The sequence below is a fragment of the Ahrensia marina genome (assembly GCF_001293565.1).
GTDB classification, from domain to species: Bacteria; Pseudomonadota; Alphaproteobacteria; order Rhizobiales; family Rhizobiaceae; genus Ahrensia; species Ahrensia marina.
Window position 1 is genome coordinate 80518 of sequence record NZ_JXMU01000002.1, and the last position, 22788, is coordinate 103305.

24 protein-coding genes, 1 tRNA gene and 1 riboswitch are annotated in these 22788 nt (G+C 49.5%); of the genes, 15 read left to right on the forward strand and 10 right to left on the reverse strand.

Annotated elements, in window-relative coordinates; all coding sequences use genetic code 11:
* Positions 1 to 178: 178 nt before the first annotated feature.
* Together SU32_RS01875 and SU32_RS01880 are read left to right on the forward strand one after the other, a co-directional pair.
* Entirely contained in the window at positions 179 to 625 is a 447-nt protein-coding gene (locus tag SU32_RS01875; protein WP_053997632.1) for a phasin family protein, read from the forward strand.
* A 139-nt stretch (positions 626 to 764) separates the two neighbouring features.
* Positions 765 to 841: transfer RNA gene (locus SU32_RS01880), tRNA-His, on the forward strand.
* Between the two features lie 61 nt (positions 842 to 902).
* Here SU32_RS01880 and xseA read toward each other — a convergent pair.
* Both xseA and SU32_RS01890 read right to left on the reverse strand, forming a co-directional pair.
* Positions 903 to 2483: an exodeoxyribonuclease VII large subunit gene (gene xseA, locus SU32_RS01885; protein WP_053997633.1), complete on the reverse strand. Its 1581-nt coding sequence runs from the start codon at positions 2481 to 2483 to the stop codon at positions 903 to 905.
* A gap of 3 nt (positions 2484 to 2486) precedes the next feature.
* A complete protein-coding gene (locus SU32_RS01890; protein WP_053997634.1) occupies positions 2487 to 3317 on the reverse strand; it encodes a DUF937 domain-containing protein in 831 nt (276 codons plus the stop codon).
* Between the two features lie 238 nt (positions 3318 to 3555).
* Here SU32_RS01890 and SU32_RS01895 point away from each other — a divergent pair, with 238 nt between their 5' ends.
* Positions 3556 to 4041: a cupin domain-containing protein gene (locus tag SU32_RS01895; protein ID WP_053997635.1), complete on the forward strand. Its 486-nt coding sequence runs from the start codon at positions 3556 to 3558 to the stop codon at positions 4039 to 4041.
* Positions 4042 to 4044: 3 nt separating this feature from the next.
* Here the strand turns inward: SU32_RS01895 and SU32_RS01900 are convergent, their stop codons facing one another.
* Both SU32_RS01900 and SU32_RS17310 read right to left on the reverse strand, forming a co-directional pair.
* Entirely contained in the window at positions 4045 to 5211 is a 1167-nt protein-coding gene (locus SU32_RS01900; protein ID WP_053997636.1) for an alpha-hydroxy acid oxidase, read from the reverse strand.
* Between the two features lie 107 nt (positions 5212 to 5318).
* The gene (locus tag SU32_RS17310) at positions 5319 to 5459 is read right to left on the reverse strand and encodes a hypothetical protein (RefSeq protein WP_160316280.1); all 141 of its coding nucleotides are present in this window, start codon (positions 5457 to 5459) and stop codon (positions 5319 to 5321) included.
* A gap of 113 nt (positions 5460 to 5572) precedes the next feature.
* Here SU32_RS17310 and SU32_RS01905 point away from each other — a divergent pair, with 113 nt between their 5' ends.
* The 3 genes from SU32_RS01905 to SU32_RS01915 all read left to right on the forward strand — a co-directional run bounded on the left by SU32_RS01905 (position 5573) and on the right by SU32_RS01915 (position 8440).
* On the forward strand, positions 5573 to 6208 hold the full coding sequence (locus tag SU32_RS01905; protein ID WP_053997637.1) for a hypothetical protein: 636 nt from the start codon (positions 5573 to 5575) through the stop codon (positions 6206 to 6208).
* Positions 6209 to 6217: 9 nt separating this feature from the next.
* Positions 6218 to 6952, forward strand: a complete 735-nt coding sequence (locus tag SU32_RS01910; RefSeq protein WP_053997638.1) for a 16S rRNA (uracil(1498)-N(3))-methyltransferase — start codon at positions 6218 to 6220, stop codon at positions 6950 to 6952.
* A gap of 114 nt (positions 6953 to 7066) precedes the next feature.
* Positions 7067 to 8440: a glutamate--cysteine ligase gene (locus SU32_RS01915; RefSeq protein ID WP_053997639.1), complete on the forward strand. Its 1374-nt coding sequence runs from the start codon at positions 7067 to 7069 to the stop codon at positions 8438 to 8440.
* 27 nt (positions 8441 to 8467) lie between these two features.
* Here SU32_RS01915 and SU32_RS01920 read toward each other — a convergent pair whose 3' ends face one another.
* Together SU32_RS01920 and SU32_RS01925 are read right to left on the reverse strand one after the other, a co-directional pair.
* Positions 8468 to 9562, reverse strand: coding sequence for an acyltransferase family protein (locus SU32_RS01920; protein ID WP_082376330.1), 1095 nt, complete (start codon positions 9560 to 9562; stop codon positions 8468 to 8470).
* A 75-nt stretch (positions 9563 to 9637) separates the two neighbouring features.
* Positions 9638 to 10414, reverse strand: a complete 777-nt coding sequence (locus tag SU32_RS01925) for a FadR/GntR family transcriptional regulator (protein WP_053997641.1) — start codon at positions 10412 to 10414, stop codon at positions 9638 to 9640.
* Between the two features lie 180 nt (positions 10415 to 10594).
* Here SU32_RS01925 and SU32_RS01930 point away from each other — a divergent pair, with 180 nt between their 5' ends.
* Positions 10595 to 11914, forward strand: a complete 1320-nt coding sequence (locus tag SU32_RS01930; protein ID WP_053997642.1) for a DUF3422 family protein — start codon at positions 10595 to 10597, stop codon at positions 11912 to 11914.
* A 27-nt stretch (positions 11915 to 11941) separates the two neighbouring features.
* On the opposite strand, the gene SU32_RS01935 is transcribed toward SU32_RS01930, so the two are convergent.
* Positions 11942 to 12880 (reverse strand): LysR family transcriptional regulator, encoded by a 939-nt coding sequence (locus SU32_RS01935; RefSeq protein WP_053997643.1) that lies wholly within the window; start codon positions 12878 to 12880, stop codon positions 11942 to 11944.
* 247 nt (positions 12881 to 13127) lie between these two features.
* Between SU32_RS01935 and SU32_RS01940 the strand changes: the two genes are divergently transcribed.
* From SU32_RS01940 to SU32_RS01960, 5 genes are all read left to right on the forward strand, one after another.
* Positions 13128 to 14570: an FAD-binding oxidoreductase gene (locus tag SU32_RS01940; protein ID WP_053997644.1), complete on the forward strand. Its 1443-nt coding sequence runs from the start codon at positions 13128 to 13130 to the stop codon at positions 14568 to 14570.
* Position 14571: 1 nt separating this feature from the next.
* Positions 14572 to 15780, forward strand: coding sequence for a glycolate oxidase subunit GlcE (gene glcE / locus SU32_RS01945; protein ID WP_053997645.1), 1209 nt, complete (start codon positions 14572 to 14574; stop codon positions 15778 to 15780).
* Positions 15781 to 15860: 80 nt separating this feature from the next.
* The gene (locus tag SU32_RS01950; RefSeq protein WP_053997646.1) at positions 15861 to 16238 is read left to right on the forward strand and encodes a DUF4870 family protein; all 378 of its coding nucleotides are present in this window, start codon (positions 15861 to 15863) and stop codon (positions 16236 to 16238) included.
* 18 nt (positions 16239 to 16256) lie between these two features.
* Positions 16257 to 17630: a glycolate oxidase subunit GlcF gene (gene glcF / locus SU32_RS01955; protein WP_053997647.1), complete on the forward strand. Its 1374-nt coding sequence runs from the start codon at positions 16257 to 16259 to the stop codon at positions 17628 to 17630.
* 41 nt (positions 17631 to 17671) lie between these two features.
* Positions 17672 to 18370, forward strand: coding sequence for a ZIP family metal transporter (locus tag SU32_RS01960; protein WP_053997648.1), 699 nt, complete (start codon positions 17672 to 17674; stop codon positions 18368 to 18370).
* A 91-nt stretch (positions 18371 to 18461) separates the two neighbouring features.
* Here SU32_RS01960 and SU32_RS01965 read toward each other — a convergent pair whose 3' ends face one another.
* Positions 18462 to 19214 carry a L,D-transpeptidase gene (locus tag SU32_RS01965; RefSeq protein ID WP_053997649.1) on the reverse strand — a complete coding sequence of 251 codons (753 nt, stop codon included), beginning with the start codon at positions 19212 to 19214 and terminating at the stop codon, positions 18462 to 18464.
* Between the two features lie 194 nt (positions 19215 to 19408).
* Between SU32_RS01965 and SU32_RS01970 the strand changes: the two genes are divergently transcribed.
* Both SU32_RS01970 and SU32_RS01975 read left to right on the forward strand, forming a co-directional pair.
* Complete coding sequence (locus tag SU32_RS01970; protein WP_053997650.1) at positions 19409 to 20032, forward strand: DNA-3-methyladenine glycosylase I; 624 nt, start codon at positions 19409 to 19411, stop codon at positions 20030 to 20032.
* Entirely contained in the window at positions 20010 to 20360 is a 351-nt protein-coding gene (locus tag SU32_RS01975; protein WP_053997651.1) for a DUF1801 domain-containing protein, read from the forward strand. Before SU32_RS01970 ends, SU32_RS01975 begins: the two co-directional genes overlap by 23 nt.
* Here SU32_RS01975 and SU32_RS01980 read toward each other — a convergent pair whose 3' ends face one another.
* Positions 20361 to 21209, reverse strand: coding sequence for a DMT family transporter (locus SU32_RS01980; RefSeq protein ID WP_201454856.1), 849 nt, complete (start codon positions 21207 to 21209; stop codon positions 20361 to 20363). It abuts the gene before it with no gap.
* Between the two features lie 160 nt (positions 21210 to 21369).
* Between SU32_RS01980 and SU32_RS17615 the strand changes: the two genes are divergently transcribed.
* Positions 21370 to 21834, forward strand: coding sequence for a BA14K family protein (locus SU32_RS17615; RefSeq protein WP_425394257.1), 465 nt, complete (start codon positions 21370 to 21372; stop codon positions 21832 to 21834).
* Between the two features lie 15 nt (positions 21835 to 21849).
* Here SU32_RS17615 and bluB read toward each other — a convergent pair whose 3' ends face one another.
* The gene (gene bluB / locus SU32_RS01990) at positions 21850 to 22542 is read right to left on the reverse strand and encodes a 5,6-dimethylbenzimidazole synthase (protein WP_053997653.1); all 693 of its coding nucleotides are present in this window, start codon (positions 22540 to 22542) and stop codon (positions 21850 to 21852) included.
* Between the two features lie 50 nt (positions 22543 to 22592).
* A riboswitch (cobalamin riboswitch) is annotated at positions 22593 to 22751 on the reverse strand.
* Positions 22752 to 22788: the final 37 nt, after the last annotated feature.

Consider the following 22788-nt stretch of genomic DNA (forward strand, 5'->3'; position numbering starts at 1 on the left):
TAATGTGAAGCTTAACAAATATTTAATAGCCAAATTGTGCCGGTATCGTCCAGTTTTATCGCTATTGAGCGAATTTTGATTGCGGGTTTAGTTAATATGGTTTGCAGGCCTGCAAATTTTGTGACGCACTATTATTTATGTTAGCATTTTTGAAAACAACAGATCAGGAGTAACCTCTATGGCCGCAAAGAAAGATACGTTCGAATTCCCGGAAGGTGTTGATCCGGCGCAATATCTTGAAAAGCTCAAAGCAATGGCAAATGATGGCTTGTCCAAGGCAAAAGAAAATTATGAGCAGGCTCAAATTGTATTTGAAGAGGCCAAAAAGGAAGCTGAAGCAAATTTAAGCACGGCGCAGGGGCATTCATCCAAAATTTCATTAGCAACAATAGACGCTATGCGCTCAAACACCGAAGCCACCTTGACGCATATGGAAAAACTGTCCGGTGTAAAATCGATCTCAGAATTTATGGAATTGCAAACAAGCTTTCTGAGTTCGCAGACACAAATGGCTATGGATAACGCCAAGTCAATGCAGGCTCTCTACCAAGACGCCGTTAATGATGCGGGTGCGCCGGCAAAGAAAGCTGCCGAAAAAGCAATGGGCGCGTTTAAACCAAAATAATTGCTTAACTGGCATTAAAACAACAACTGGCCGGACATTAATCCGGCCGATCGTTTATTTTTTTTGCCAGAAACGTAATTGGTGCACAGCAAACTCTTGCATTGTCGCGCACATCGGATTAATTGACCCTCGTTGGCTTGCGGACGTAGCTCAGTTGGTTAGAGCGCTGGATTGTGGCTTCAGAGGTCGGTGGTTCAAATCCACCCGTTCGTACCACCAACAATTTCCCCGAAATATTATATTCTATGTCGCGCTTTGCGTACGGTTTTGTCCGGCATTATTCATCAAATAGAGAAGTCTGGGCCGCTTTGGGTTGTTTCTTTTGTGGTTTGGCAGACGACCGCTTATTCATCGCAGGAATTGCATCACCGTTTGCGATTGCAGCCAAACGATCATCGCCTGCAAATTGAATGGTGAGGCCCGCACCTTTTGCCACGCCTTTCGAGCTTCGAATTGGTTTTGCGCTCTCATCCATGACAAGGGCAAAACCTCTGTCCAGAACACGCTGGTATGAATAGCTTTCAAGAAGTTTTGAAACCTGATTAGCCCTGTCTCGGCGATTTCCTATCAGCCGTTCAGCAGCAAGATCGTTGCGTCGTTGAAATGCAACCAACTGTTCGCGACCAGATTTAACATTGCGATTGACCGTTTGCGGTGAAAGACGCTGCGCGCGAAACCCAAGCTCGCGCCGGTGGGTCTGGATATTGCGCCCGAGCGCAGAAGGCAGGCTACGTGACAACCGATCCAGATTGCTGCGTACATTGTCAAAGCGATGAATAAGACGGGAAGGGCTAAGTTTTGCCTCTGCTGTTGTAAGGCGTGAGCGTTTATGTGTTGTAAAGCGATCCAGCGCTGCGCCAAGTCTGACTTGCTGCCCGTCGAGACGTTGCCGCGGTAAAGCAAGAAGCCCATCGGGGTGCGGCAGGGCGCGGGTCAGCCCGGAAAGGCGCTCTTTTTTGCGGTCTGTCGAACGGCTTAATCCGGCGCGTAAACGTGCGACAAGCTGCGCCATTTGAGCGACCAGTTCAGCCTGAACCGGAACCGCAATTTCCGCCGCGCCTGTGGGGGTGGGGGCACGAACATCGGCGGCATAGTCAACAAGCGTTGTATCTGTTTCATGACCAACGGCGGAAATGACAGGAATGTCAGAATCAGCAACAGCGCGCACCACCACTTCTTCGTTAAAACCCCAAAGATCTTCAAGCGAACCGCCGCCACGCGCAACAATAATCAAATCGGGTTTGGGAATGCCCGAACCGCCATCAATGGCATTAAATCCGCGCACAGCAGTCGCGACTTCCTGCGCGGAGGTTTCGCCTTGAACCCGTACCGGCCAGACAAGAACATGGCTCGGAAAGCGGTCCGAGAGCCGGTGAAGAATATCGCGGATAACAGCGCCGGTCGGTGATGTAACCACGCCGATAACCCGTGGCATATAGGGAAGAAGCTGTTTGCGCGCAGGATCAAAAAGTCCTTCGCTTTCCAACTGACGCTTGCGCGCGGCAAGCAGGGCCATGAGCGCGCCTTCACCTGCCGGCTCAATATTATCGATAACCAACTGATACTTCGATTGTCCGGGAAAGGTGGTTATCTTGCCCGTTGCGATAACTTCCAGACCTTCTTCCGGTCTTACAGCCATCTTCGCCGCTGCGCCCTTCCAAATTACGGCGGCAAGTACAGCGCGGTCATCTTTCAGGTCGAGATATATATGGCCGGAAGCGGGCCGGGAAACACGCCCTAACTCGCCGCGCACGCGCACGCGTCCGTAAGTGTCTTCCATTGTGCGCTTTATCGCGCCGGAAAGTTCTGTAACGGAAAATTCTGTTACGTTTGAGTTAGGTGCTGGGATATTGCTCATAAATTATCTGTGTCGGTTCATACCATCAATATATTGATCGAATATCGACTCAACGGACTTTTGATATTGTTCCTGTTGTTTTCGGCCTGTTTCAAACATATCGCCGAATAAATCTTCATATTTGTTTTTTGCTGGTTGTCGGGCTGGTTCAGGCTGAGATTTGGCGCCGCCCATCATTTCCTCGAACATTTTGCCGAATGGATTATATGCCGGATCCATAGGGTTCGGCATTGGGTTTTGTGGCGTCTGGTTTCCGCCAAACATATCTTGCAGCGCTTTACCAAATGGATTGTCCATTGGTGTCGGGCTGGTGCGCGGGGCAGATGTTAATTGTCCGGATTGTTTCATCATCTGCTCGATGATCTGGCCAAGAATATTACCGTTCGCGGAATTTTTAACACCGAGAGCCTGCGGCTGGGTTGTCTGTTTATACATGGCACCCATCAATGTTGATGCAATAACGGGAAGCATTTGCTTGAGCACATCTTGCCCTATGCCGGTTGCTTGTGAGGCTTGCTCTGCAACCGCACGGCTAACGTCTTTTGAGCCAAACAGATGGCCTAATATACCATTGCCTTCATTTAAGCCCTGCGGCTGAAAGGCATGCTGCATATCTTCAAAATATTTTGCATGGTTGCCGCTGGCCAGTGCCTGCATAAAACCGGCGACCCCCATGGGATCAGAGGCGTTGCGTTTTAATCCTGTAGAAAATGCGGGTGATAATGCAGCAAGTGCATCCTGTGTTTGTTTTGCAGAAAGTCCGAACTGTTCCGCCATCATGTCAATGGCATTTCCATTTTGCGCTTTTGTCAGCATATCAAAAATTGGCAGCATGAGATTCTCCTTGCATCTGATCCATCGTAGCACAGGCGAAACTGCACACAATGTGGGAAGAACTAATCTTATTAAATTACTGCGTTTGTCTTTTCCTAAAAATAATGGAAGCATTTATACTGCCAAGTATAGGCAGGGTGGCCGGACGAAACGTATTATGGAAGGCCACTGCGCTTGGGGTTTGAGATTTATAAAGTTGGGCGGGTAATTCCTAATTCATGCTAAAAAGGAACAGCAAATGAGCGAAGACAGATATTTCATTTCACATGCCGAAATTGAGCAGATGGAAGGTTTGGATAAGGCGCATTTCCTGAACACCAATGCCAGACGCAATAATAAATCACTGGGCGATGTGGTAGGTTTAACTGGCTTTGGCTTTCATATTATCGAAGTACAGCCCGAACACGAAACAACCGAACATCATGTGCATTATCATGAGGACGAGTGTGTTTATGTGCTAAGCGGTACGGCAACAGCTTACATTGGCTATGACAGTATAGAAATCAGCGCGGGCGATTTTATTGGTTATCGAAAGGGCGGCTATTCCCACTCGATAAAAAATACCGGCACTGAGCCTTTGCGGTGCATCGTCGTGGGTGAGCGCAGTGCTCATGACGTGGCTGACTATCCACGGCGTAACAAACGCATATTCCGGAATCAGGATATGAGCTGGAACCTTGTCGATATCGATGCGATCGAAACGCCTAGTGCCGGTGAAAAATAGCGGTCACGCCATCTTTTGATAGTTTTTGCCGCCCTGCAACAAATTGTGCCGCCCGACATTATTGATATCCGTTTCACCCGCAAAACCCATTGTCCGGTCTAGCTCGTCTTTGATGATTTCCAGCGCTTTGGTAACACCTTGCTCGCCCATCGCGCCCAGACCATAAATAAACGAGCGCCCGATCATTGTGGATTTGGCGCCAAGGGCAAGGGCTTTGAACACATCCTGACCGGAGCGAATACCGGAATCCATATGGATTTCGATCTTATCGCCAACCGCATCAGCAATATCTGCAAGGACGTCAATAGAAGCTGCTGCCCCATCAAGCTGGCGGCCGCCATGATTCGATACCGTTATGGCATCTGCGCCTGTTTTTGCAGCAATTTGTGCATCTTCGATGTCGTTGATCCCTTTAAGGATAAGCTTGCCATCCCATTTGGATTTGATCCATTCGATCGATTCCCAGCTTAAAGACGGATCGAACTGCTTGGCTGTCCATTCCGACAAAGACGTCATATTGTCCACACCGGGCGCATGGCCGACAATGTTGCCGAAAGTCCGGTTTTTTGTGCCGAGCATTTCCATACACCATTGCGGCTTGGTCATAAGATTTAAGATAGATTTGATCGTTGGTTTCGGCGGAGCAGAAAGACCGTTTCGGATATCTTTGTGACGTTGGCCCAAAACTTGTAGATCAAGCGTCAGCACCAGTGCATCACATCCGGCAGCTTTTGCTCTGGCAATCATATCTTCGGTAAAGCCACGGTCACGCATCACGTAAAGCTGAAACCAGAACGGACTTTTCGTCGCTTGGGCAACATCTTCAATCGAACAAATCGACATGGTGGAGAGCGTAAAGGGTATGCCAAACTTTTCAGCGGCCCGCGCTGCTTTTATTTCTCCGTCCGCGTGTTGCATGCCGCAAAGGCCGATTGGCGCAAGCGCGACGGGCATGGATATATCCCGTCCGATCATAGTGGATTTTACCGAACGGTTATCTATATCGACAGCCACTCTCTGGCGGATTTTTATGTTTGAAAAGGCTTCCGTATTGTCGCGGTAAGTGCCCTCTGTGTAAGAGCCAGAATCCGCATAATCATAAAACATGCGCGGAACGCGAAACTCGGCGCGTTTGCGCAAATCTTCAATACAGGTAACCGGACCAAACATAATATCATTCTCCCACTCGGTACTTTTTGATTAAAAGCATCGTTGCGGGTTAGGCAAGGTCAAAAGCGTATAAATTTGCTGCGGCTAGCGGCGTAATGTGGACAGGTCTAATTACCGGCTACCGCTGATACACCGTAACCGTCATCGGAGACTTTGCCTGCCATTGCGTCTGCTGAGTATACAGATAGGCCCCATAGAGCTGTTGCTGCAATCATGCCGACTGATAATGTAATAGCGCGCAAGGCCATGTTTGATCCTGTTTTAGTTATCGTGTTTTTATTATGTGATGCTCAATAAACAGCGGCGATCTATAATGGTTCCGCATGCAGCGCTACAAAAAGGTTATTAAAAGGTAAATTGTTTGACGCTTCAGAACAGAGTGACACCTTTTGGCAACATAATCGCCCATGAAGCGCGTGGGTTATTCACAGGTCACCGCGGAATCATTCACAATTCTGAGACACGCAGTTTGCATCCGTCGCGCCGGTGGTCATCCAAAGCTTGGATCATTTGTGCCTGTGATTTTAAAGACCGCCGCCGCGATGTTTTCGGGCGCAATGGAAAAAACGGCGGTTTAAGTTGGTCGGAGCTTTTCTTTTTGGATGAGGCGACCGCACTTGCGGCAGGCCATAGGCCATGTTTTCACTGCCAAAGGCAAAATGCCCTTAAGTTTCAGGCAGCGTTTTCAACAGGGCAAAATGAAAGTAAAATACCTGCTTCTCATATTGACTGGCTTCTCCATCAGGAACGCTTGAAAAAGCGGGATAAAAGACTGCATGAACTTGATTGCGACTGGCGTTCTTTGCCGAACGGAACTTTTATCGGTCAAGAAGACCAAGCTTATCTTGTTCTAAATCGGACATTGTTATTGTGGTCACCGCAGGGCTATCAAGAGCAGCTAGCGAGTCCTGAATATCTGATAACGCCCCCTTCGATCATTGCTGCAATGAGATCAGGCTATAAACCGGTCTTGCATGATAGTGCTTTGTCGCGCTAACGCATCTGGATGCGAGCAAATTACAAAATTCAGCGACTATTTCTGGATGTGCCTTTAGGCCATGAAGAAATTGTCACTCTTGATAAACCGCAGGCTAATTATATTGCCAATGTCCTGCGTATGAAGTCCGGCGATCATGTGCTGTTGTTTAACGGACGTGACGGAGAGTGGCTCTGCGAGGTAGGCGTGGAAGGCAAGCGCCGCGTGTCGCTGAAATGCCTGTCCCAAGAACGTGAACAACCGCAGGCTTCTGATTTTCTGTACTGTTTTGCTCCGCTGAAAGTCGGCCGGTTGGATTATATGGCACAAAAAGCTGTTGAAATGGGCGCAAGCCAATTACAGCCTGTATTGACCCAGCACACCCAAAATCACCGCCTTAATGTCGATAAGATGAATGCAAATGCATTGGAAGCCGCTGAACAGTGCGGCATTCTGAATGTACCTCAATGTTCAGAGCCGCTTAAATTTAATGAGTTTCTTGATAATTGGGATGACAACCGCACGCTCATATTTTGTGACGAAGATGCGCGGACAAATAACCCTGTTAAAAAATTACAAGAATTGAAAGGCCGCCAATTGGGCGTTTTGATCGGCCCTGAAGGCGGTTTTTCAGATGAGGAACGCGCGGCGTTGCGTGCAAAACCTTTTGTCGTCGCTATTCCGCTTGGAGGCCGTATATTGCGTGCTGATACTGCGGCTGTGGCTGCAATGGCGGTAATTCAAGCAGTTGCAGGTGACTGGTGAGGATAAAGTTGACCTCAGATCAACTTCTGTTGAATGATTGTTCACAAAAATTGGCTTGCCGCATAAGGCACAATCGGGCAACGAACAAAAACTTTAATAATATGGACAAGTGATATGGCCCGCGACACAACCGATGAAGCACCAATTAGCGGCGTAGAAGAGATGGCGGCCTATCTTGCCTCCGGTTGTAAGCCGAAGGAAGAATGGCGTATCGGCACCGAGCACGAAAAGTTTCCATTTTGCATGCAGGATCACACGCCCATACCTTATGCGGGTGAGCGGTCTATTGAGGCGCTGCTTAAAGGAATGCAGGCTGAGCTAAACTGGGAGCCGATCATTGATGAGGGCAATCTCATTGGCCTATTCGAGCCAAATGGTATGGGCGCCATATCTCTGGAGCCTGGCGGCCAGTTTGAGCTTTCCGGCGCACCGCTCGAAACCATTCATGAAACATGCCGCGAGAGCAATCGTCATCTAGCGCAGCTCCGCCAAATTGCTGATCCGCTGGGCATCAAGTTCCTAGGCTTGGGCGCAAGTCCGAAATGGTCGCTGGCTGAAACACCGCGTATGCCAAAGTCACGCTATGATATCATGCGCAATTATATGCCAAAGGTTGGCACGCAAGGTCTTGATATGATGCACCGGACGTCGACAATTCAGGTCAATCTGGATTTCGACAGCGAAGCCGATATGCGCAAGAAGATGCAGATGTCATATCGATTGCAGCCTCTCGCCACAGTGCTTTTTGCCAACTCACCTTTCACAGAAGGCAAACCAAACGGGCTATTGTCCTGGCGTGCTGATATTTGGCGCGATACCGATAACGACCGGGCCGGTGTTCTGCCGATGGTTTTTAACGACAATTTCGGGTTTGCCGATTATGTTGAATGGGCTTTGGACGTGCCTATGTATTTCGTTTTGCGTAACGGAAAATATATCGACTGCACGCATGTGACATTTCGCCAATTCATGAACGGAGCGCTTGAAGGTGAAATTCCTGACGCCAAACCGAACAAGGGTGATTGGACGAACCATCTTTCAACAGTGTTTCCCGAAGTTAGGCTTAAAAAGTTCATTGAAATGCGTGGTGCAGATGGCGGCCCTTGGCGCCGTATCTGCGCATTGCCTGCTTTCTGGGTCGGTCTTTGTTATGATGAAACCGCGCTGGAAGCCGCTTGGCAACTGACCAAGGATTGGACTTTTGAAGACGTGGTGGAGCTTCGAAACGCCGTTCCAAAAGATGGCTTTAAGGCATCAATAAAAGGCCAGTCCATGCATGATCTTGCCAAAGAAGTTCTCGGTATTGCACGGCAGGGGCTGATTTCCCGCGCGCGTCTTAACGATGACGGCTTTGATGAGGCGCATTTCCTTGCGCCTTTAGAAGAAGTTGCCGCACGAGGCACAACATCTGCTGAACAGATGTTGCTGCAATATCAATCAAACTGGGCAGGCAGCATAGAGCCGGCGTTTTTGGAATACGCTTATTGAGCTGAAACCAAAGTCTGGTTTTTAGATTTAAGTCTCCGTTTTTGGGCGAATTTTTTCTCTATGTGCTTCTAATGGACGTTCTAGAAAATAGACGGCCAAAACACTCGCAGAAAGTGATGCAGGCATAGCAAAAATAAAAAACGCGGCTGAGTTCTTTTCCAGCCCGGTTAGGCCGGAAACAAAGACACCGACTGGCCAGTGCAACAAAAAGAGTGGATAGGACAAGTCACCAAGAAGTTTCAGGATACCTTTCGGTTTTGTGTCAGGCCATAGCAACAAAGTGATTGCGCAAAGAATACCGAAGGCGAGCAACCTTGAGATCACCGGAATGGGTGTAGGAACGGGAACTAATGGAATTGCAAACAGTAAAATAAATGCGCTGACTTTGAAAACGTTGGGGTAAGCTTTTTTGGGGAAGTAATAAACAAGCGCGCCCAAAGAGAAAAAGAAAGCAATTCCCACTGGCGTTTTATAGAAAATTTGATGGTAGTTTATCGCGATGTAAGGGGCCATCATATCTGTTGATAAGAGTTGATGTCCCGCAATACAAAGGGCCAGAAAGTAAGTGCTTGTAACTAGAAACGCGGCTTGAAAAAATCGACGTGCGCGAAAAAATGTTGCCGTAAGGCCGAATGAAAAGGCGAGATAAAAATATAACTCCATATTCACGCTCCACGCATTTGGCGAAAACGTAATTGGAACTCCCCAAAATGCGGGAGCTTGATATCCAACCAAGGTAATTTGTGGAATCAGAATTGCCCACCAATACGAAGGGTCAATACCAGCTTCCGCAATTCGTTTTAGACCTTCAGGTGACCAAGGTAATTCCATCCAGCGATTAATCGCACGTGCCGCTTCTGGATAAAAATATATTGCAAGGAAACCTATGACACTGGATGCGAGAAACGTGGGGTACAGGCGTACAAAACGGTTTAGCCAGAAACGTTTAAATCCATTTGGAGCGTTTCCATAAGTCTTTGACCAGACTAAAGTGATTACGTAGCCGGAAATAACATAGAAGCCCATTACGGCAAGAGATCCGTCACCACCGGGCAAAAGACTTGACCAAAAGTGCGAAATTACAACCAAAAAAGAAAGCATGAAACGAAGTAAATATTGCATATAAATGTCTTATTGGTTGCATAGTGTCTGTAAGCGATTTAGCGCATTTTACATTAATTCGCGTCAAAACCGGCTTTAATCAGCATTGCGCATTTGTCTTCTTAGTTTGGATACCGTTTGCCAAGCGCCGACTTTTTCAGCTTCGCGTTTGCTTTCTTCGACAAATTCCATATGGGCTGCCGCTGCTGCGGCAGCCGCTTCCGGGTCTGCTTCCATAATGGCTTCATAAATCGCGCGGTGTTGCTTCAACAAAAGTGTTCTTGCGCCCGGTGCGCGGTAAACCAATGAGCGCGAAAAAAATGTGCCATTGGTCAAAAGCCGATAACATGAGCGCAATGTGTGAAGCAAAATTAAATTGTGTGCGGCCTCGCAAATAGCCTGATGAAACTCAACATCGATGGCCGCTTCATCGCGAAAGTCTTCTTTTTTGTGCGCTTCCTCCATGCGCAGAATGATCTCGGTTAACAGCGCACGGTCATCATCTGTTGCGCGCCGCGCCGCATAGGCCGCGGCAATCGCTTCCACTTCACGGCGGTATTCTAAATAATCCGATGTTGCTTTGGGGTGATCAGCAATAAGTTCCAGCATGGTTTTTGAGAATACGTCGCCAATCACATCTGCAACAAAGGTTCCGCCGCCGTGACGGGTCACAAGCAGCTCGCGTGCCTCCAAATCCTTGAGAGCCTCGCGTAAAATAGGACGTGAAATGCCCAATTGTTCTGACAGGTCGCGTTCGCCCGGCAATTTATCACCAACCCGAAGAACACCTTCCAGAATCAACGTCTCTATTTGCGCGCACACTTCATCGGCAGTTCGCGCGTGATTGATTTGTGAAAAAATAGTCGTGCCCATTCACCCCTCCATAATCAATCATATGGAGCGTATACGGACTGGTCAATAATTTTAGCCAATCGGCGGAAGCATACGTGCGTTTATGTAGCAGCCTTGCTTATTTCCAAAACCTATAGGCCATAATAAAATCTTCTTTAATGTTGGCTCTGGCGTGAGCGCCAATGTGCATGAGGGGATAATATGACGGGCAAAAATACTGGTTCTGCCAACCGGTCTGAGGTCGCGCCACGCGGCGTTTTCGGATTCCCGCTTCATACCGATAGAGCTTTAGCTCTTGGCGAAGTCCATGCACGTCCCGCGCCTATCATTTCGACACCGCGAACGCTCGTAAAATTATGCTTTGTTACAGATGGCGGTTCCACTGTTGATCAAGCTGTTCTGGCGGAACTGTCCCGTCAAAACGGCGTCTCACCGCCTGTTGATGGTGCGCGTCACCACCGGATCGAAATGGGCAAAAGCAGCGTTTGGTGGGAACGCCATACCGAAGCGTCTACCTATCTTTGGGAAGGTCCGGCGGCGGCAAATTTTGATACCGCACCCCAAGGCCATCCATTCGGGGAGGCTTTTCCTGCTCCTGGGTCGCTCATTTCTGCTGTCCGTATCGATATTATAAAATGGAGCAAAGAGCAGGAGGAAAAAACGCTCGATCATTTTGACAGGCGTACACTGTGTGCATCTGTGACACGTAACGGTCTTGGTATTATCGCAACAGACTTCCGGCAGGATCAATCAGGGCTGACACGCTTTGTCATTTTGGATAAAGGCATGGCCCCGCAGCGCCTTGGCGCTCTTTCTCAAAGACTGTTTGATATTGAAATATACCGCACATTGGCCATGCTCGGTTTACCTTTGGCGCAGCGGCTTTCACCCAGAATGCGAAAAGCCGAGGATCGCTTGGCAGAGTTAACCCATAGAATGCGAAATCTGGAACCGGCAAATTCGGAAGAGCTGCTTGACGAAATGACAGGACTGGCGGCCGAGTTGGAAGCCGATGCCGCATCGAGCCTCTACCGTTTTGGCGCCAGTCGCGCCTATGACAATATCGTTGAGGACAGGTTGCATGAGCTGGAGCGTGAGCCGCTTTTGGGCTGCGATACGTTGAAATTCTTTCTGGAACGGCGCTTGGCGCCTGCCATGCGTACATGTCGTGCGATTGAAGAAAGACAGGCAAATTTATCACGAAAGCTGGCACGCGCGGCAACACTTCTGCGTACCCGCATTGATGTGGAAGTCGAGAAGCAAAACCGTGATTTGCTGCAATCCATGGCTAATCGCGCAAAGTTGCAACTGCGCTTGCAACAAACAGTTGAAGGGCTGTCTGTTGCAGCAGTTTCCTACTATGTTGTGGGGCTTTTTGCTTATCTTGCGAAAGGCTTAGGCATGTCGCTTCCCGGTATTTCGCATGCAACATTGGTCGCGCTGTTCGTGCCGGTCGCAGTACTTGGTATGTGGCTTGTCGTGCGCCGTATCCGTGCGAAACACGCTGATATTGAAATGTAGCTTGTGCGTCAGGCGCGCATAAACGCCCTAAGCTTCTTTTTTCAGTTTAGGCGTTTCTTGTGTGCTCAAACCGCTCTCCCAATAAGGTACGCCGCCAAATATTTGCGCAAGATAATCAATAAAAACACGCACCTTGGCAGGAAGGAACTGACGCGAAGGATAGATCGCATAAATGCCGACATTGGATGTGCTTTCAAATTCGGGTAAAATTTGCACAAGGCGACCATCTGCCAGTTCCCGCCCTACGTCCCATGTCGAGCGTAGCGCGATGCCAAGCCCTGCCAGAACAGCTTCGCGCACAACTTCAGAAGAGTTGGTGTGAATGTTGCCGGCGGGACGAACGCTTACATCCCCTTCAGGCCCTTCCATGCGCCAAGTATCGGATACTTGGTGCGTTAGGCAATTATGGTGCGCCAGATCGTCCAGTATTTTAGGTGTGCCGTTTTCAGCTAAATATTCGGGTGTCGCACAAAGCACTCTTCTTACCGGCGCGAGTTTTCGTGCAACCAGACTGGAGTCTTCAAGTTCCGCAATACGGATCGCGACGTCAAATCCTTCGCCGACAATATCGACAAGGTCATCGGATAAAAGCAAATTGATGTTCAAATCATCATTGTTTTTCATAAAGTCGCCGAGGTTTGGCGCAATGTGCATCCGGCCAAATGAAGTTGGCGCTGAAACTTTCAATGTGCCCCGCGCAATGGCAGAGCGACGCGATACGAATGCCTCGGCTTCTTCAACGCCCGCAAGAATAGCGACAACACGTTCATAAAATCCCTGTCCGGCTTCGGTAAGTGCGATCTGCCGCGTCGTACGCTGCAGCAGGCGTGTGCCAAGCCTGTCTTCCAGCCTACGCAGTCGTTTTGAAACCACCGCCGGTGACAGCCCGAGTTCGCGCCCCGCTGCCGACATGCTCCCAGCACCGACGACGCGGGCAAAAATTTCTAAGTCTCCGAAGTTACTCATTATACAGGCTAACCATTATGATTGGATTGTTAGTTTGCCGATTGATTGTTCGCTCGTATGTTTATCGATCTTATATTTTATTGTGTCTATGAAAATGGGGCAGGGACCTCAAAAGTCCATACCTGTTAACTTTATGATTGCGCTGCCGTTGAAACTGTTTCGCCGGACACGCGCTTGACTCTAATTGGTAATTATAATTTACCAGTTATAGAGGTGCCAACGTATCATTTGAATGGGAGGAACGGAAATGACGACGATCGAATTTCTGAAGCCCAATGCAAATATAACCGCTCGTCGCAGCGCTATCATCGAAGGGCTTTTCAATCTTTTGCCCGCTGATTGTGTGATCTCCGATGAGCGCGAACTGGTGCCTTTTGAAACGGATGCTTTTACCGCATATCGCCGTTTGCCCTTAGCTGTTGTCTTACCATATACGACCGAGCAGGTGGCGGATGTACTCAAATATTGTTCGACCAATAAAATTCCGGTTGTCCCGCGCGGTGCGGGAACGTCATTGGCGGGCGGCGCGATACCGCAGGAGGATGCGGTGGTCATAGGTGTGTCGCGCATGACGCGTATGCTGGATGTGGATTATGACAACCGCACTACTACTGTTGAAGCTGGCGTAACAAATCTTTCTATTTCAGATGCGGTGTCAGAAGACGGCTTCTTTTATGCGCCGGACCCGTCGTCACAACTTGCCTGCACAATAGGCGGCAATATCGGCATGAATTCAGGCGGTGCGCATTGCCTCAAATATGGCGTAACCACCAATAATCTGTTGGGCGTAAAACTTGTCATGTTCGATGGCACAATCGTTGATATCGGCGGTAAGGCGCTTGATGCGCCCGGATATGATTTGCTTGGCCTGCTGTGTGGCTCGGAAGGCCAGCTTGGCATTGTAACCGAGGCAACAGTGCGCCTTATTGTGAAACCTGAGGGCGCACGCCCTGTGCTTTTCGGTTTTGATGATGCAGAGATTGCAGGCGCGTGCGTCACCGATATTATTGGCAGCGGCATCATACCTGTGGCGATCGAATTTATGGACAAGCCTGCCATAGATATTTGCGAGTCATTTGCCGGCGCCGGTTATCCGATGGATGTTGAAGCATTGCTCATCATCGAAGTTGAAGGCTCTGACGAAGAGATGGATGCGATGCTGAAGAAGATCATCAGGATTGCACAAAAACACAATGTGAAAAACATCAAGGAAAGCCAGTCTGCAACAGAAGCGGCGCAAATCTGGAAAGGGCGCAAGTCGGCCTTCGGTGCAACTGGCCGTATCGCTGATTACATCTGTATGGATGGCACCGTTCCGCTTGGAAAACTCTCTTATGTGCTAAGAGAGACATATAAGATAATTGAACGTTACGGGTTGCGGGTTGCCAACGTATTTCATGCCGGGGACGGCAATATGCACCCGCTCATCCTGCATAACGCTAATGATCCGAAAGAGGCGCAGGCTGCTGAAGATGCCGGGATGGATATTTTGCGGCTCTGTGTTGATGCAGGCGGGTGCCTGACGGGAGAACATGGTGTTGGGATTGAGAAACGCGACCTCATGCTGCACCAGTTCGACGAAGTGGATCTAAATCAGCAGATGCGGGTAAGGGCCGCTTTTGACCCGGACTGGATTTTAAATCCGTCCAAGGTTTTTCCCCTTGATATCGAACAGCGCAAGGTCTCTTAAAATGGCTTTGAAGATATTAAAACCTGCTGACGAGTTTGAAGCTGCGCAGTTCATCACCGAGGCACGAAGCCAGGGTACGCGGCTCGAAATTAGAGGCAACGGTACAAAACGTGCCATTGGCAACAAGGTAACGGCTGAAAAAGTCATTTCTTCATCAGCAATTAGCGGTATTGTTCAGTATGATCCGGCTGAATTGGTTATGGTTGCCAAGGCAGGAACCTTGCTTTCTGAAATTGATAAAGCGCTGGCCAAACACAAACAGATGCATGTTTTTGAACCTGCTAATTATAGCAAGCTGCTTGGCACAAGCGGCAAGCAAACAATTGGCGGCATTGCCGCCAGTAACATGTCGGGACCACGCCGTTATGTTTCGGGTGCTGCGCGTGATAGTTTGCTGGGCGTGCGCTTTGTCAACGGTCATGGCGAAGTCATCAAAAATGGCGGCCAGGTGATGAAGAATGTTACGGGCCTTGATCTTGTGAAACTGATGGGCGGATCGTGGGGAACACTCGGATTTTTGACCGAAGTTTCATTTAAAGTTTTCCCGCGCGCTGAAACTCAGATCACGCTGGCCATCCACAATGTGTCAGATAGCGAAGCGGCAAAAATTATGGCATCGGCTATGGCAACTAGCGCGGATGTCACAGGTGCGGCCCATGCGCCTGCTGATATTGCGTCGCAGCTTATGAAAGCGCCTGTAAAAGGCGGTATTACTTTTTTACGGCTTGAAGGGTTGAAAGAAACGATCAGTGTGCGCCGCGACCGTATCATAAAATCACTGGAAAAAGGGCTGGACATCGAAGAATTGGACGCACGTGCCTCGTCGACATTATGGAAAGCAATACGCGATGTTCTGCCTTTTGCGGATCAGAGTGAAACACCTGTCTGGCGCATATCTGTTGCGCCGATGAACGGTCCTAAAATTGCGACCGCTATTTTAGGCAAGTTGGACGGACAGGTATTTTACGACTGGCAGGGCGGGCTGGTTTGGCTCAGATTATATGACGTATCTGATGCAAGTGCTCAAACAGTTAGAAGCACCATTGCTGAATATGGCGGCTATGCGACTTTGATCCGTGCCTCTGAAACAGTGCGCGCCTCAACCTCTGTATTTCAGCCTGAAACGGCGGCTATTGCCGCACTTTCCGGCCGCATCAAAGAGGCAGTGGACCCGGATAATCTTTTTAACATCGGCAAGATGAGAACATAGGCAGCAAGTCACTATGCTTGAGTGTATTGCAAAACTGCGGTTAACTTTGTTCGCATCAATCCATGTAAGAGGAAAACACTATGAGTGATAATCAAAGCCGCGAACCTGTAGCGACCGATGATTGGCTTGGACCCGGGCCAAAGAACGCGCAACTGATCTATATTCTTTACCTGGCATCTTTCCTTCTTGGCGGTATTCCGGCCATAATTGGATTGGTGATCGCCTATATGAACCGGGGCAAGGCCGGCGGGTTTACCGAAACACATTATACATGGCTCATCCGCACATTCTGGATCGGTCTTTTATACGGCATCATCGCAGCCATTTTGATGTTTGTTATCATCGGTATTTTTGCCGCCATAGCTGTTGCCATTTGGGCGATCATTCGCGTGGTCAAAGGCCTGATGGCACTTGGTAAGAATGAACCGATAGCCGACCCGCAAAGCTGGTTGATTTAATCTCACTGGACATTTGACATGCAAACCAATTTCACACCTGAGCAGCTAGAAGATCCAGGCGTTGCGCTTTCGGAGAAAATCTTGCGCTCATGTGTGCATTGCGGATTTTGTACGGCCACATGTCCAACTTACGTTACACTCGGCAACGAGCTCGACAGTCCGCGCGGGCGTATTTATCTGATCAAGGATATGCTTGAAAACAACCGCGCGGCTGACAAAAAAACGGTCACCCATATCGACCGCTGTCTATCGTGTCTTGCTTGCATGACAACATGCCCTTCGGGCGTGAATTATATGCACTTGGTCGATAATGCCCGCGTGCATATTGAGAAAACCTATAAGAGACCATTTTTCAATCGGTTGACACGCAATGTTCTGGCTGCAGTCTTGCCTTATCCGAAGCGTTTTAAGGCTTCGCTTTCGCTGGCACGGTTTGGGCGGCCTTTTGCACCGCTGTTAAAAGCTATACCGCCGCTGAAAAGTTTTGGTGCCATGCTGGAGCTGGCACCTGACCAAATTGCTGCTCCATCTGCTTTTACCCAGCCAGCAACGCATAGCGCTGAGACAGATAGACGTGGGCGCGTTGCAATACTTGGAGGATGCGCCCAACCGGTCCTAAAACCCGGTATCAATGAAGCAACGATCAAACTGCTTACCCGCATAGGCGTGGAAGTCGTGCTGCCGGAAGGTGAGGGCTGCTGCGGTGCGCTGGTCCACCATATGGGCCGTGAAGAGCAGGCGCTGGACGATGCCCGCCGCAATGTAGATGTTTGGACGCGGGAGCTTGAACAAGGCGGATTGGATGCCATCATCATTACGGCATCGGGATGCGGAACAACGATTAAAGATTACGGCCATATGCTGCGGCTTGACCCTGCTTATGCGGAGAAAGCCAAGCGCATATCGGCTCTAGCAAAGGATATTACCGAGTATTTGTCATCAATTGAGATGCCTGAACCAGCGATCAGGCCTAATCTAGTGGTTGCTTATCACTCTGCCTGCTCAATGCAGCATGGGCAGAAGATTACCGAGGCACCAAAAACATTATTGAAAGCGGCAGGATTTGAAGTGCGTAATCCTGCGGAAGGGCATTTGTGTTGCGGCTCGGCGGGAACCTATAACATTATGCAGCCTGAGATTTCTGCTCAATTGAAAGCTCGCAAGGTCAAAAATATCGAGGCCACGAAAGCTGATATAATTGCGACCGGAAATATTGGTTGCATCACGCAAATCTCAACCGGCACAAACATTCCACTGTGCCATACAATCGAACTGTTAAATTGGGCCTATGGCGGTGAGAAACCAGTGGATGCACCAGAGCCAAAACCTCTCGAGAATACTATAAATAAGCGAGCCAGCCTCGTAGAGTTGGCGGCGCAAGCCTCAATGTAATATTACACTGTCGATATTTCACTTCGCGATGAGAATTTCCGATGCTGGTATTTGTCTTTATATGTTTTGTGACATCTTCGCTCGTTGTTGGAGCTTTGTGGGGTGTAAGCGGAAAACTTCCAGAAAAAGTTGAGGGCTTTATTGTCGCTGTGGCAGGCGGCGCACTTATTATCTCACTTGTGTTGGAGCTCATTGAACCTGCGAGTAGTGAAGCGTCGTTGTTCTGGATCTTAGCGCTGATCCTGATTGGCGCGGGTGTATTCACGGCTATAGATTACCTTATAAAGCAACGAATGAAGTCTAAAGGTGGTTTTGGCCTGCTGGCTGCTGTCACTTTGGATGGCATTCCGGAAAATCTAGCTCTCGGCGTCGCATTGATTGGTGGTGGTCCGGCACAAATCGCCGCGCTTGCCGGGTCAATATTTTTATCCAACTTACCGGAAGCTGCTGGTAGTGCAATGGAAATGCAAAAGGATAATTACTCGAAGAAGCACACAATGGTCATATGGACAGGGACTGCAATTTTACTATCTTCGTCAGCGGTTGCTGGGTATCTATTTTTGCAAGATGTTGATGATTTTTACCTCGCCCTTATTAAAGCATTTGCCGCTGGTGCCGTAGCAGCGAGTCTATCGACCGAAGTATTTCCGCAGGCGTTCAAGAAGGATAGTCTTTGGACAGGCCTGGCGATTGCGTTAGGTATCAGTATAGCTTATGGCCTTCATAAACTTGGTGTCTAGCGCGCCAAAAATAAATCCGCCGCCTGATCTGCTATGAGACCAAGCGGCGGTGCCTTCGCCCCCGAAGAACGAATTCTGTTAAAGCTGTCTGCTATCGGACAATAACTTTTGCGCCAACACTCACGCGGTTATAGAGCGCGCTGACATCTTCATTGCGCATGCGGATACAACCCGAAGATACGGCGCCGCCTATTGTCCATGGCGCATTGGTTCCGTGAATGCGATAAAGGGTCGAGCCAAGGTAAAGTGCCCGCGCCCCAAGTGGATTGGACGGACCACCTTCCATAAAGGTTGGCAGAATTTTACCTTTTTTCTTTTCGCGTGCGATCATTTCAGCCGGAGGCCGCCATGACGGCCATTCACGTTTGCGGGTAATGCGCTCCGTGCCAGTCCATGAAAAGCCCTGTTTGCCGACGCCCACACCATAGCGCATGGCTTTGCCGCCGGGCTCCACAAGATATAAAAACCGGTCGCGGGTCGAAATAACAATCGTGCCGGGTTTTTCGTTGCCATTATAATTCACCTGCCGTGGCAGATAGATGGGATCAATGCCTTTAACCTGCGGTTTCGGCGGGTTAAGTGCAGCAACGCGCTGTCTGGCCATTGGTTGAACGCGCGGCTGATAGCGTTTCTTGGCCTGCTTTTTACGTGTGACAATCACACGTTGGGTCGGTTGTGGAGCGGTAGCGCGGACACGCCTGTTCGGCTGGAGCTGTAGCAACCATGGACTTGCCAAGTCAGGGCTAAGCGTCAGTGGAGGCGGTGTCGCGTAGCGGTCACCTGCCTGAGCGGGAAGTGTTGCCAGCGCAACGGCCACCGCTGATAAAAGTACAAATTTCTTCATCAAGCATACTCTCAACAATTTGCCCGATATCCGCTGACATAAGACGTCAGCAGACTTCTGACTGAAACATGACTCAAAGCGGAGACTCAATTATGAATCAAAATGCATAAAATGCGATTCCTGGCTGAAAGCTTTCAGCAAGGTTACTATCGCGTTTCAGCAAATGGTGAATCAAAACTGAATCGGACCCTTATATGAGCGATGGATTGATTGAACGTCCTGATGGCAGACAAAGCTGCTGGTGGCACGGTGATCTGGAAGAGTATCGACTCTATCACGATAATGAGTGGGGCCGGCCGGTGGTTGATGATACACGCCTTTTTGAAAAAATATGCCTGGAAGGCTTTCAGTCGGGTCTTTCGTGGCTGACGATTTTACGCAAACGCGAAGGCTTCCGCGCGGCATTTTCAGGTTTTGATATTGATAAGGTTGCCGCATTTACCGATGAAGACATTGAGCGCTGTGTCAATGATGCGGGCATTGTGCGCCATCGCGGTAAAATCAAATCGACAATAAATAATGCAAAGCGCGCGCAGGAACTGCGCAAGGAGTTTGGCTCATTGGCTGCATATTTTTGGGCGCATGAACCGCCTGAGAAAGAAAGGCCGCAGCGCATTGTCAAAAGTGAAATTCCGGGTTTTACCGAAACATCGACCAAAATTTCCAAGGATTTGAAAAAGCGCGGCTGGTCATTTGTCGGACCGACAACTGTTTATGCATTTATGCAGGCGATGGGACTGATCAATGACCATTTGGAGGGCTGTTGCTTCCGTCAGGAGATCGAGGATTTGCGTCATGAATTCAAACGACCTGTATGACGATCTAAAAGCGCAAATATTTGAGGTCGCAACTCAAAACGACAAAATCGGCGCGCTGGAAGAAAGCCTGAAATGGGGCCAGCGCAGCTTTACGTCAAAGCGAAAGAATGTTGGCAGTTCCGTTCGTCTGTCAAAGACCGATGATAAAACGGTGGCCATGTATTTCATATGCACCACCCGTTTGGTGGACCGTTTTAGCGAGCTTTATCCAAACGCTTTCAACTATCAGGACGGCCGGGCTCTGGTGTTTGAAGCAGGGCAGGAATATGACCGCGATGCACTCAAGCACTGCATTGGCATGGCGCTGACTTACAAGCTCAAAAGCTGATCATTGACGTTTGGATTTGCTTACAATCGCAAGGGCAACACCGCCCAAAATGAATATGGAGCCGAGAACAAACCGTGTTGTAAACGGTTCCCCGCTCCAGATAAGGCCGCCCAAACCGGCTATCACTGGCACTGTAAGCTGTACAATGCTGCCTTGCATGGCCGATAATTGCGGCAATACACGATACCATATCGCGTATCCGACACCTGACGTGATCGCACCCGAGGCTGCGCCGAGCATAATCCCATATATGCTCAGATTGATTTGCGAGAGGTAAATCGCGGAAATCACAACGGTCATCGGAACCGCCAAAAGGAAGTTTCCGGTAGTTGCACGCAGCGGATCGGTAGAACCGCGTCCGCGCAATGAATAGATACCCCAGGCAATGCCGGAGAGCGCCATTAAAAATGCGCTGAAAGGATCGGGCGCTTCAAGCCCTGGCGATACCAGCCAGACAAATGCGCTAAATGCGATGGCCAGCCCTGCCCATTCCGGCAAAATAGGCCTGTCCCCTCTAAAAACACTCCAGCCGATCATGGTGGTTTGAACCAGAGCGAACAATATCAATGCGCCCACGCCTGTATCCAGTCCGATATAGGCAAATGAAAGTGTTACGGCATAAGCAAAAAGCCAAAAAGCAGAATGCCAGTTCCCGCCACTTAAAAGATCACGCGCTGATGACCGCTGGCGCATCAGCAGAAGCAGGGATAGCATTATTGCGCCGCTGATAATCCGGATCGTTGTAAAACTGGCCGGGTCAATTGCCGGTTTAAGCAAAGCAGCACGCGCCAGCACTGAGTTTGCGGCAAAAGCGATCATAACAAGTGTGGTGAGTACAAAAAGAGGCAAGACGGCAAGTCCGGTTAAAACGCCGTGCTAGCACGAGTGTCATAAAAACGAAGTGACAATTTAGTGAATATGAAAAGCCAGAAAATTTGCCAGAAGGAAAATTTGCGCTAGATTAACAATAAAGGGACGCTTAACCCTGACAAGGAGCATGATAATGAATATCAGTAGATTCTTGACTGCGGCCGCAATTTCAATTGCCGCAAGCTTCGGCTTTTCAACAGCCGCAAGCGCTGCCCCGATTGCCATTGCGCCAATTGCATCGCCAGCAGATGGCTTGGTTCAAAAGGTCGGCTGGGAACACCGACGCGGATTTTACCGTCATAGAGGCCACGCATTTTACAATGGACATCGCGGCTATCGTCATCACCGGCGCGGCTATCGTCGCCACAATGGATATTATTTCCCACGCGACGCGTTTTCGGTGACAATTCACATTGGCCCGCGCCGTTATATTGAACCAAGGCGTGTTATCCGCCGTGCACCGGCCCGTCCGCGCATTGTAAATGTGGGCACACTGCATGTTAAATGGTGTTACTCGAAATATCGCTCATACCGCGCATCGGACAACACGTTCCAGCCATATCATGGCCCACGCAAGCGCTGCCGTTCGCCCTATGCGAGATAAATTCTAAGAGTGGAATTAGTTACTTTGCCGGTTCCACTCTTCCTCAAAGATTAAGTCTTTGAGTTCCAGACGCTGCCGCCATCCTTTGGCGGCAAGTTCCGGCTGTGTGTATAATTCATCCACATAGCCGATACACAGATAGGCAATAATCTCGATTTCATCGGGAATATTGAACAGCGCGCGCATGTCATCATCTTTAAAAATGCTGACCCATCCAACCCCGATGCCTTCAGCGCGCGCGGCAAGCCATAGATTTTGAACCGCGCAAACGGTGCTGTACAAATCCATTTGTTTGTTATGTGTACGCCCAAGCACAACTTTGCCGCCACGGCTGCGATCGCAGGTCACGATCAGATTGACGGGCGCTTTTCGAATGCCTTCAAGCTTTAAGGTTTGATAGGTAGCCTTGCGCTCACCTTCAAACATATTGGCGGCTTCATCATTGGCCTTGCTGAATGCTTTCCATGCCTGTTCGCGCTTATTGGCATCGCGTACGACAATGAAATTCCAGGGCTGCATAAACCCGACCGAAGGTGCCTGATGCGCAGCCTGCAAAAGCCGCATCAACACATCATCGGGCAGGGGCGTTGGCAGAAATTGATCGCGGACATCGCGCCGCTCATTGATCGCGCGGTAGACGGCCTCCCGTTCTTCGTCGGAAAAAGAACAGGCAGGTGCCAGCGCAGGGCGCATAGGTTTATTCAGCATCATTTGCTCCCAATAATGCAAAAATCAGAGCGCTTGCGCCGTCCGCGCGCAAGAACCGTTTTTGTCCGGCCGGTCTTCTGACTTAGGATCAACTGGTTTGCGCGCCTTCCCGGTTTCCCAGTGGCCTGTGCGCGACCATCTCCATCACAGCGTTGGGCACGTCTCCGAATTGCACGGACTTCCCGTTCACCGAACGCGGGCACCATTCCATCGCTCACACCACTTGGCAAGAGGCGGTGTGTCGCT

Excerpts from the sequence above, each read along its gene's own strand:
- SU32_RS01975 (WP_053997651.1), top strand. The coding sequence starts at position 20,010 with ATGAATTCAAACGACCTGTATGACGATCTAAAAGCGCAAATATTTGAG.
- SU32_RS17310 (WP_160316280.1), bottom strand. The coding sequence starts at position 5,459 with ATGGCCTTGCGCGCTATTACATTATCAGTCGGCATGATTGCAGCAACA.
- xseA (WP_053997633.1), bottom strand. The coding sequence starts at position 2,483 with ATGAGCAATATCCCAGCACCTAACTCAAACGTAACAGAATTTTCCGTT.
- SU32_RS01910 (WP_053997638.1), top strand. The coding sequence starts at position 6,218 with ATGCGAGCAAATTACAAAATTCAGCGACTATTTCTGGATGTGCCTTTA.
- SU32_RS01890 (WP_053997634.1), bottom strand. The coding sequence starts at position 3,317 with ATGCTGCCAATTTTTGATATGCTGACAAAAGCGCAAAATGGAAATGCC.
- SU32_RS01920 (WP_082376330.1), bottom strand. The coding sequence starts at position 9,562 with ATGCAATATTTACTTCGTTTCATGCTTTCTTTTTTGGTTGTAATTTCG.
- SU32_RS01965 (WP_053997649.1), bottom strand. The coding sequence starts at position 19,214 with ATGAAGAAATTTGTACTTTTATCAGCGGTGGCCGTTGCGCTGGCAACA.
- SU32_RS01970 (WP_053997650.1), top strand. The coding sequence starts at position 19,409 with ATGAGCGATGGATTGATTGAACGTCCTGATGGCAGACAAAGCTGCTGG.
- SU32_RS01935 (WP_053997643.1), bottom strand. The coding sequence starts at position 12,880 with ATGAGTAACTTCGGAGACTTAGAAATTTTTGCCCGCGTCGTCGGTGCT.
- SU32_RS01915 (WP_053997639.1), top strand. The coding sequence starts at position 7,067 with ATGGCCCGCGACACAACCGATGAAGCACCAATTAGCGGCGTAGAAGAG.
- SU32_RS01960 (WP_053997648.1), top strand. The coding sequence starts at position 17,672 with ATGCTGGTATTTGTCTTTATATGTTTTGTGACATCTTCGCTCGTTGTT.
- SU32_RS01875 (WP_053997632.1), top strand. The coding sequence starts at position 179 with ATGGCCGCAAAGAAAGATACGTTCGAATTCCCGGAAGGTGTTGATCCG.
- glcF (WP_053997647.1), top strand. The coding sequence starts at position 16,257 with ATGCAAACCAATTTCACACCTGAGCAGCTAGAAGATCCAGGCGTTGCG.
- SU32_RS01895 (WP_053997635.1), top strand. The coding sequence starts at position 3,556 with ATGAGCGAAGACAGATATTTCATTTCACATGCCGAAATTGAGCAGATG.
- glcE (WP_053997645.1), top strand. The coding sequence starts at position 14,572 with ATGGCTTTGAAGATATTAAAACCTGCTGACGAGTTTGAAGCTGCGCAG.
- SU32_RS01900 (WP_053997636.1), bottom strand. The coding sequence starts at position 5,211 with ATGTTTGGTCCGGTTACCTGTATTGAAGATTTGCGCAAACGCGCCGAG.
- SU32_RS01950 (WP_053997646.1), top strand. The coding sequence starts at position 15,861 with ATGAGTGATAATCAAAGCCGCGAACCTGTAGCGACCGATGATTGGCTT.
- SU32_RS01940 (WP_053997644.1), top strand. The coding sequence starts at position 13,128 with ATGACGACGATCGAATTTCTGAAGCCCAATGCAAATATAACCGCTCGT.
- SU32_RS01930 (WP_053997642.1), top strand. The coding sequence starts at position 10,595 with ATGACGGGCAAAAATACTGGTTCTGCCAACCGGTCTGAGGTCGCGCCA.
- bluB (WP_053997653.1), bottom strand. The coding sequence starts at position 22,542 with ATGCTGAATAAACCTATGCGCCCTGCGCTGGCACCTGCCTGTTCTTTT.
- SU32_RS01925 (WP_053997641.1), bottom strand. The coding sequence starts at position 10,414 with ATGGGCACGACTATTTTTTCACAAATCAATCACGCGCGAACTGCCGAT.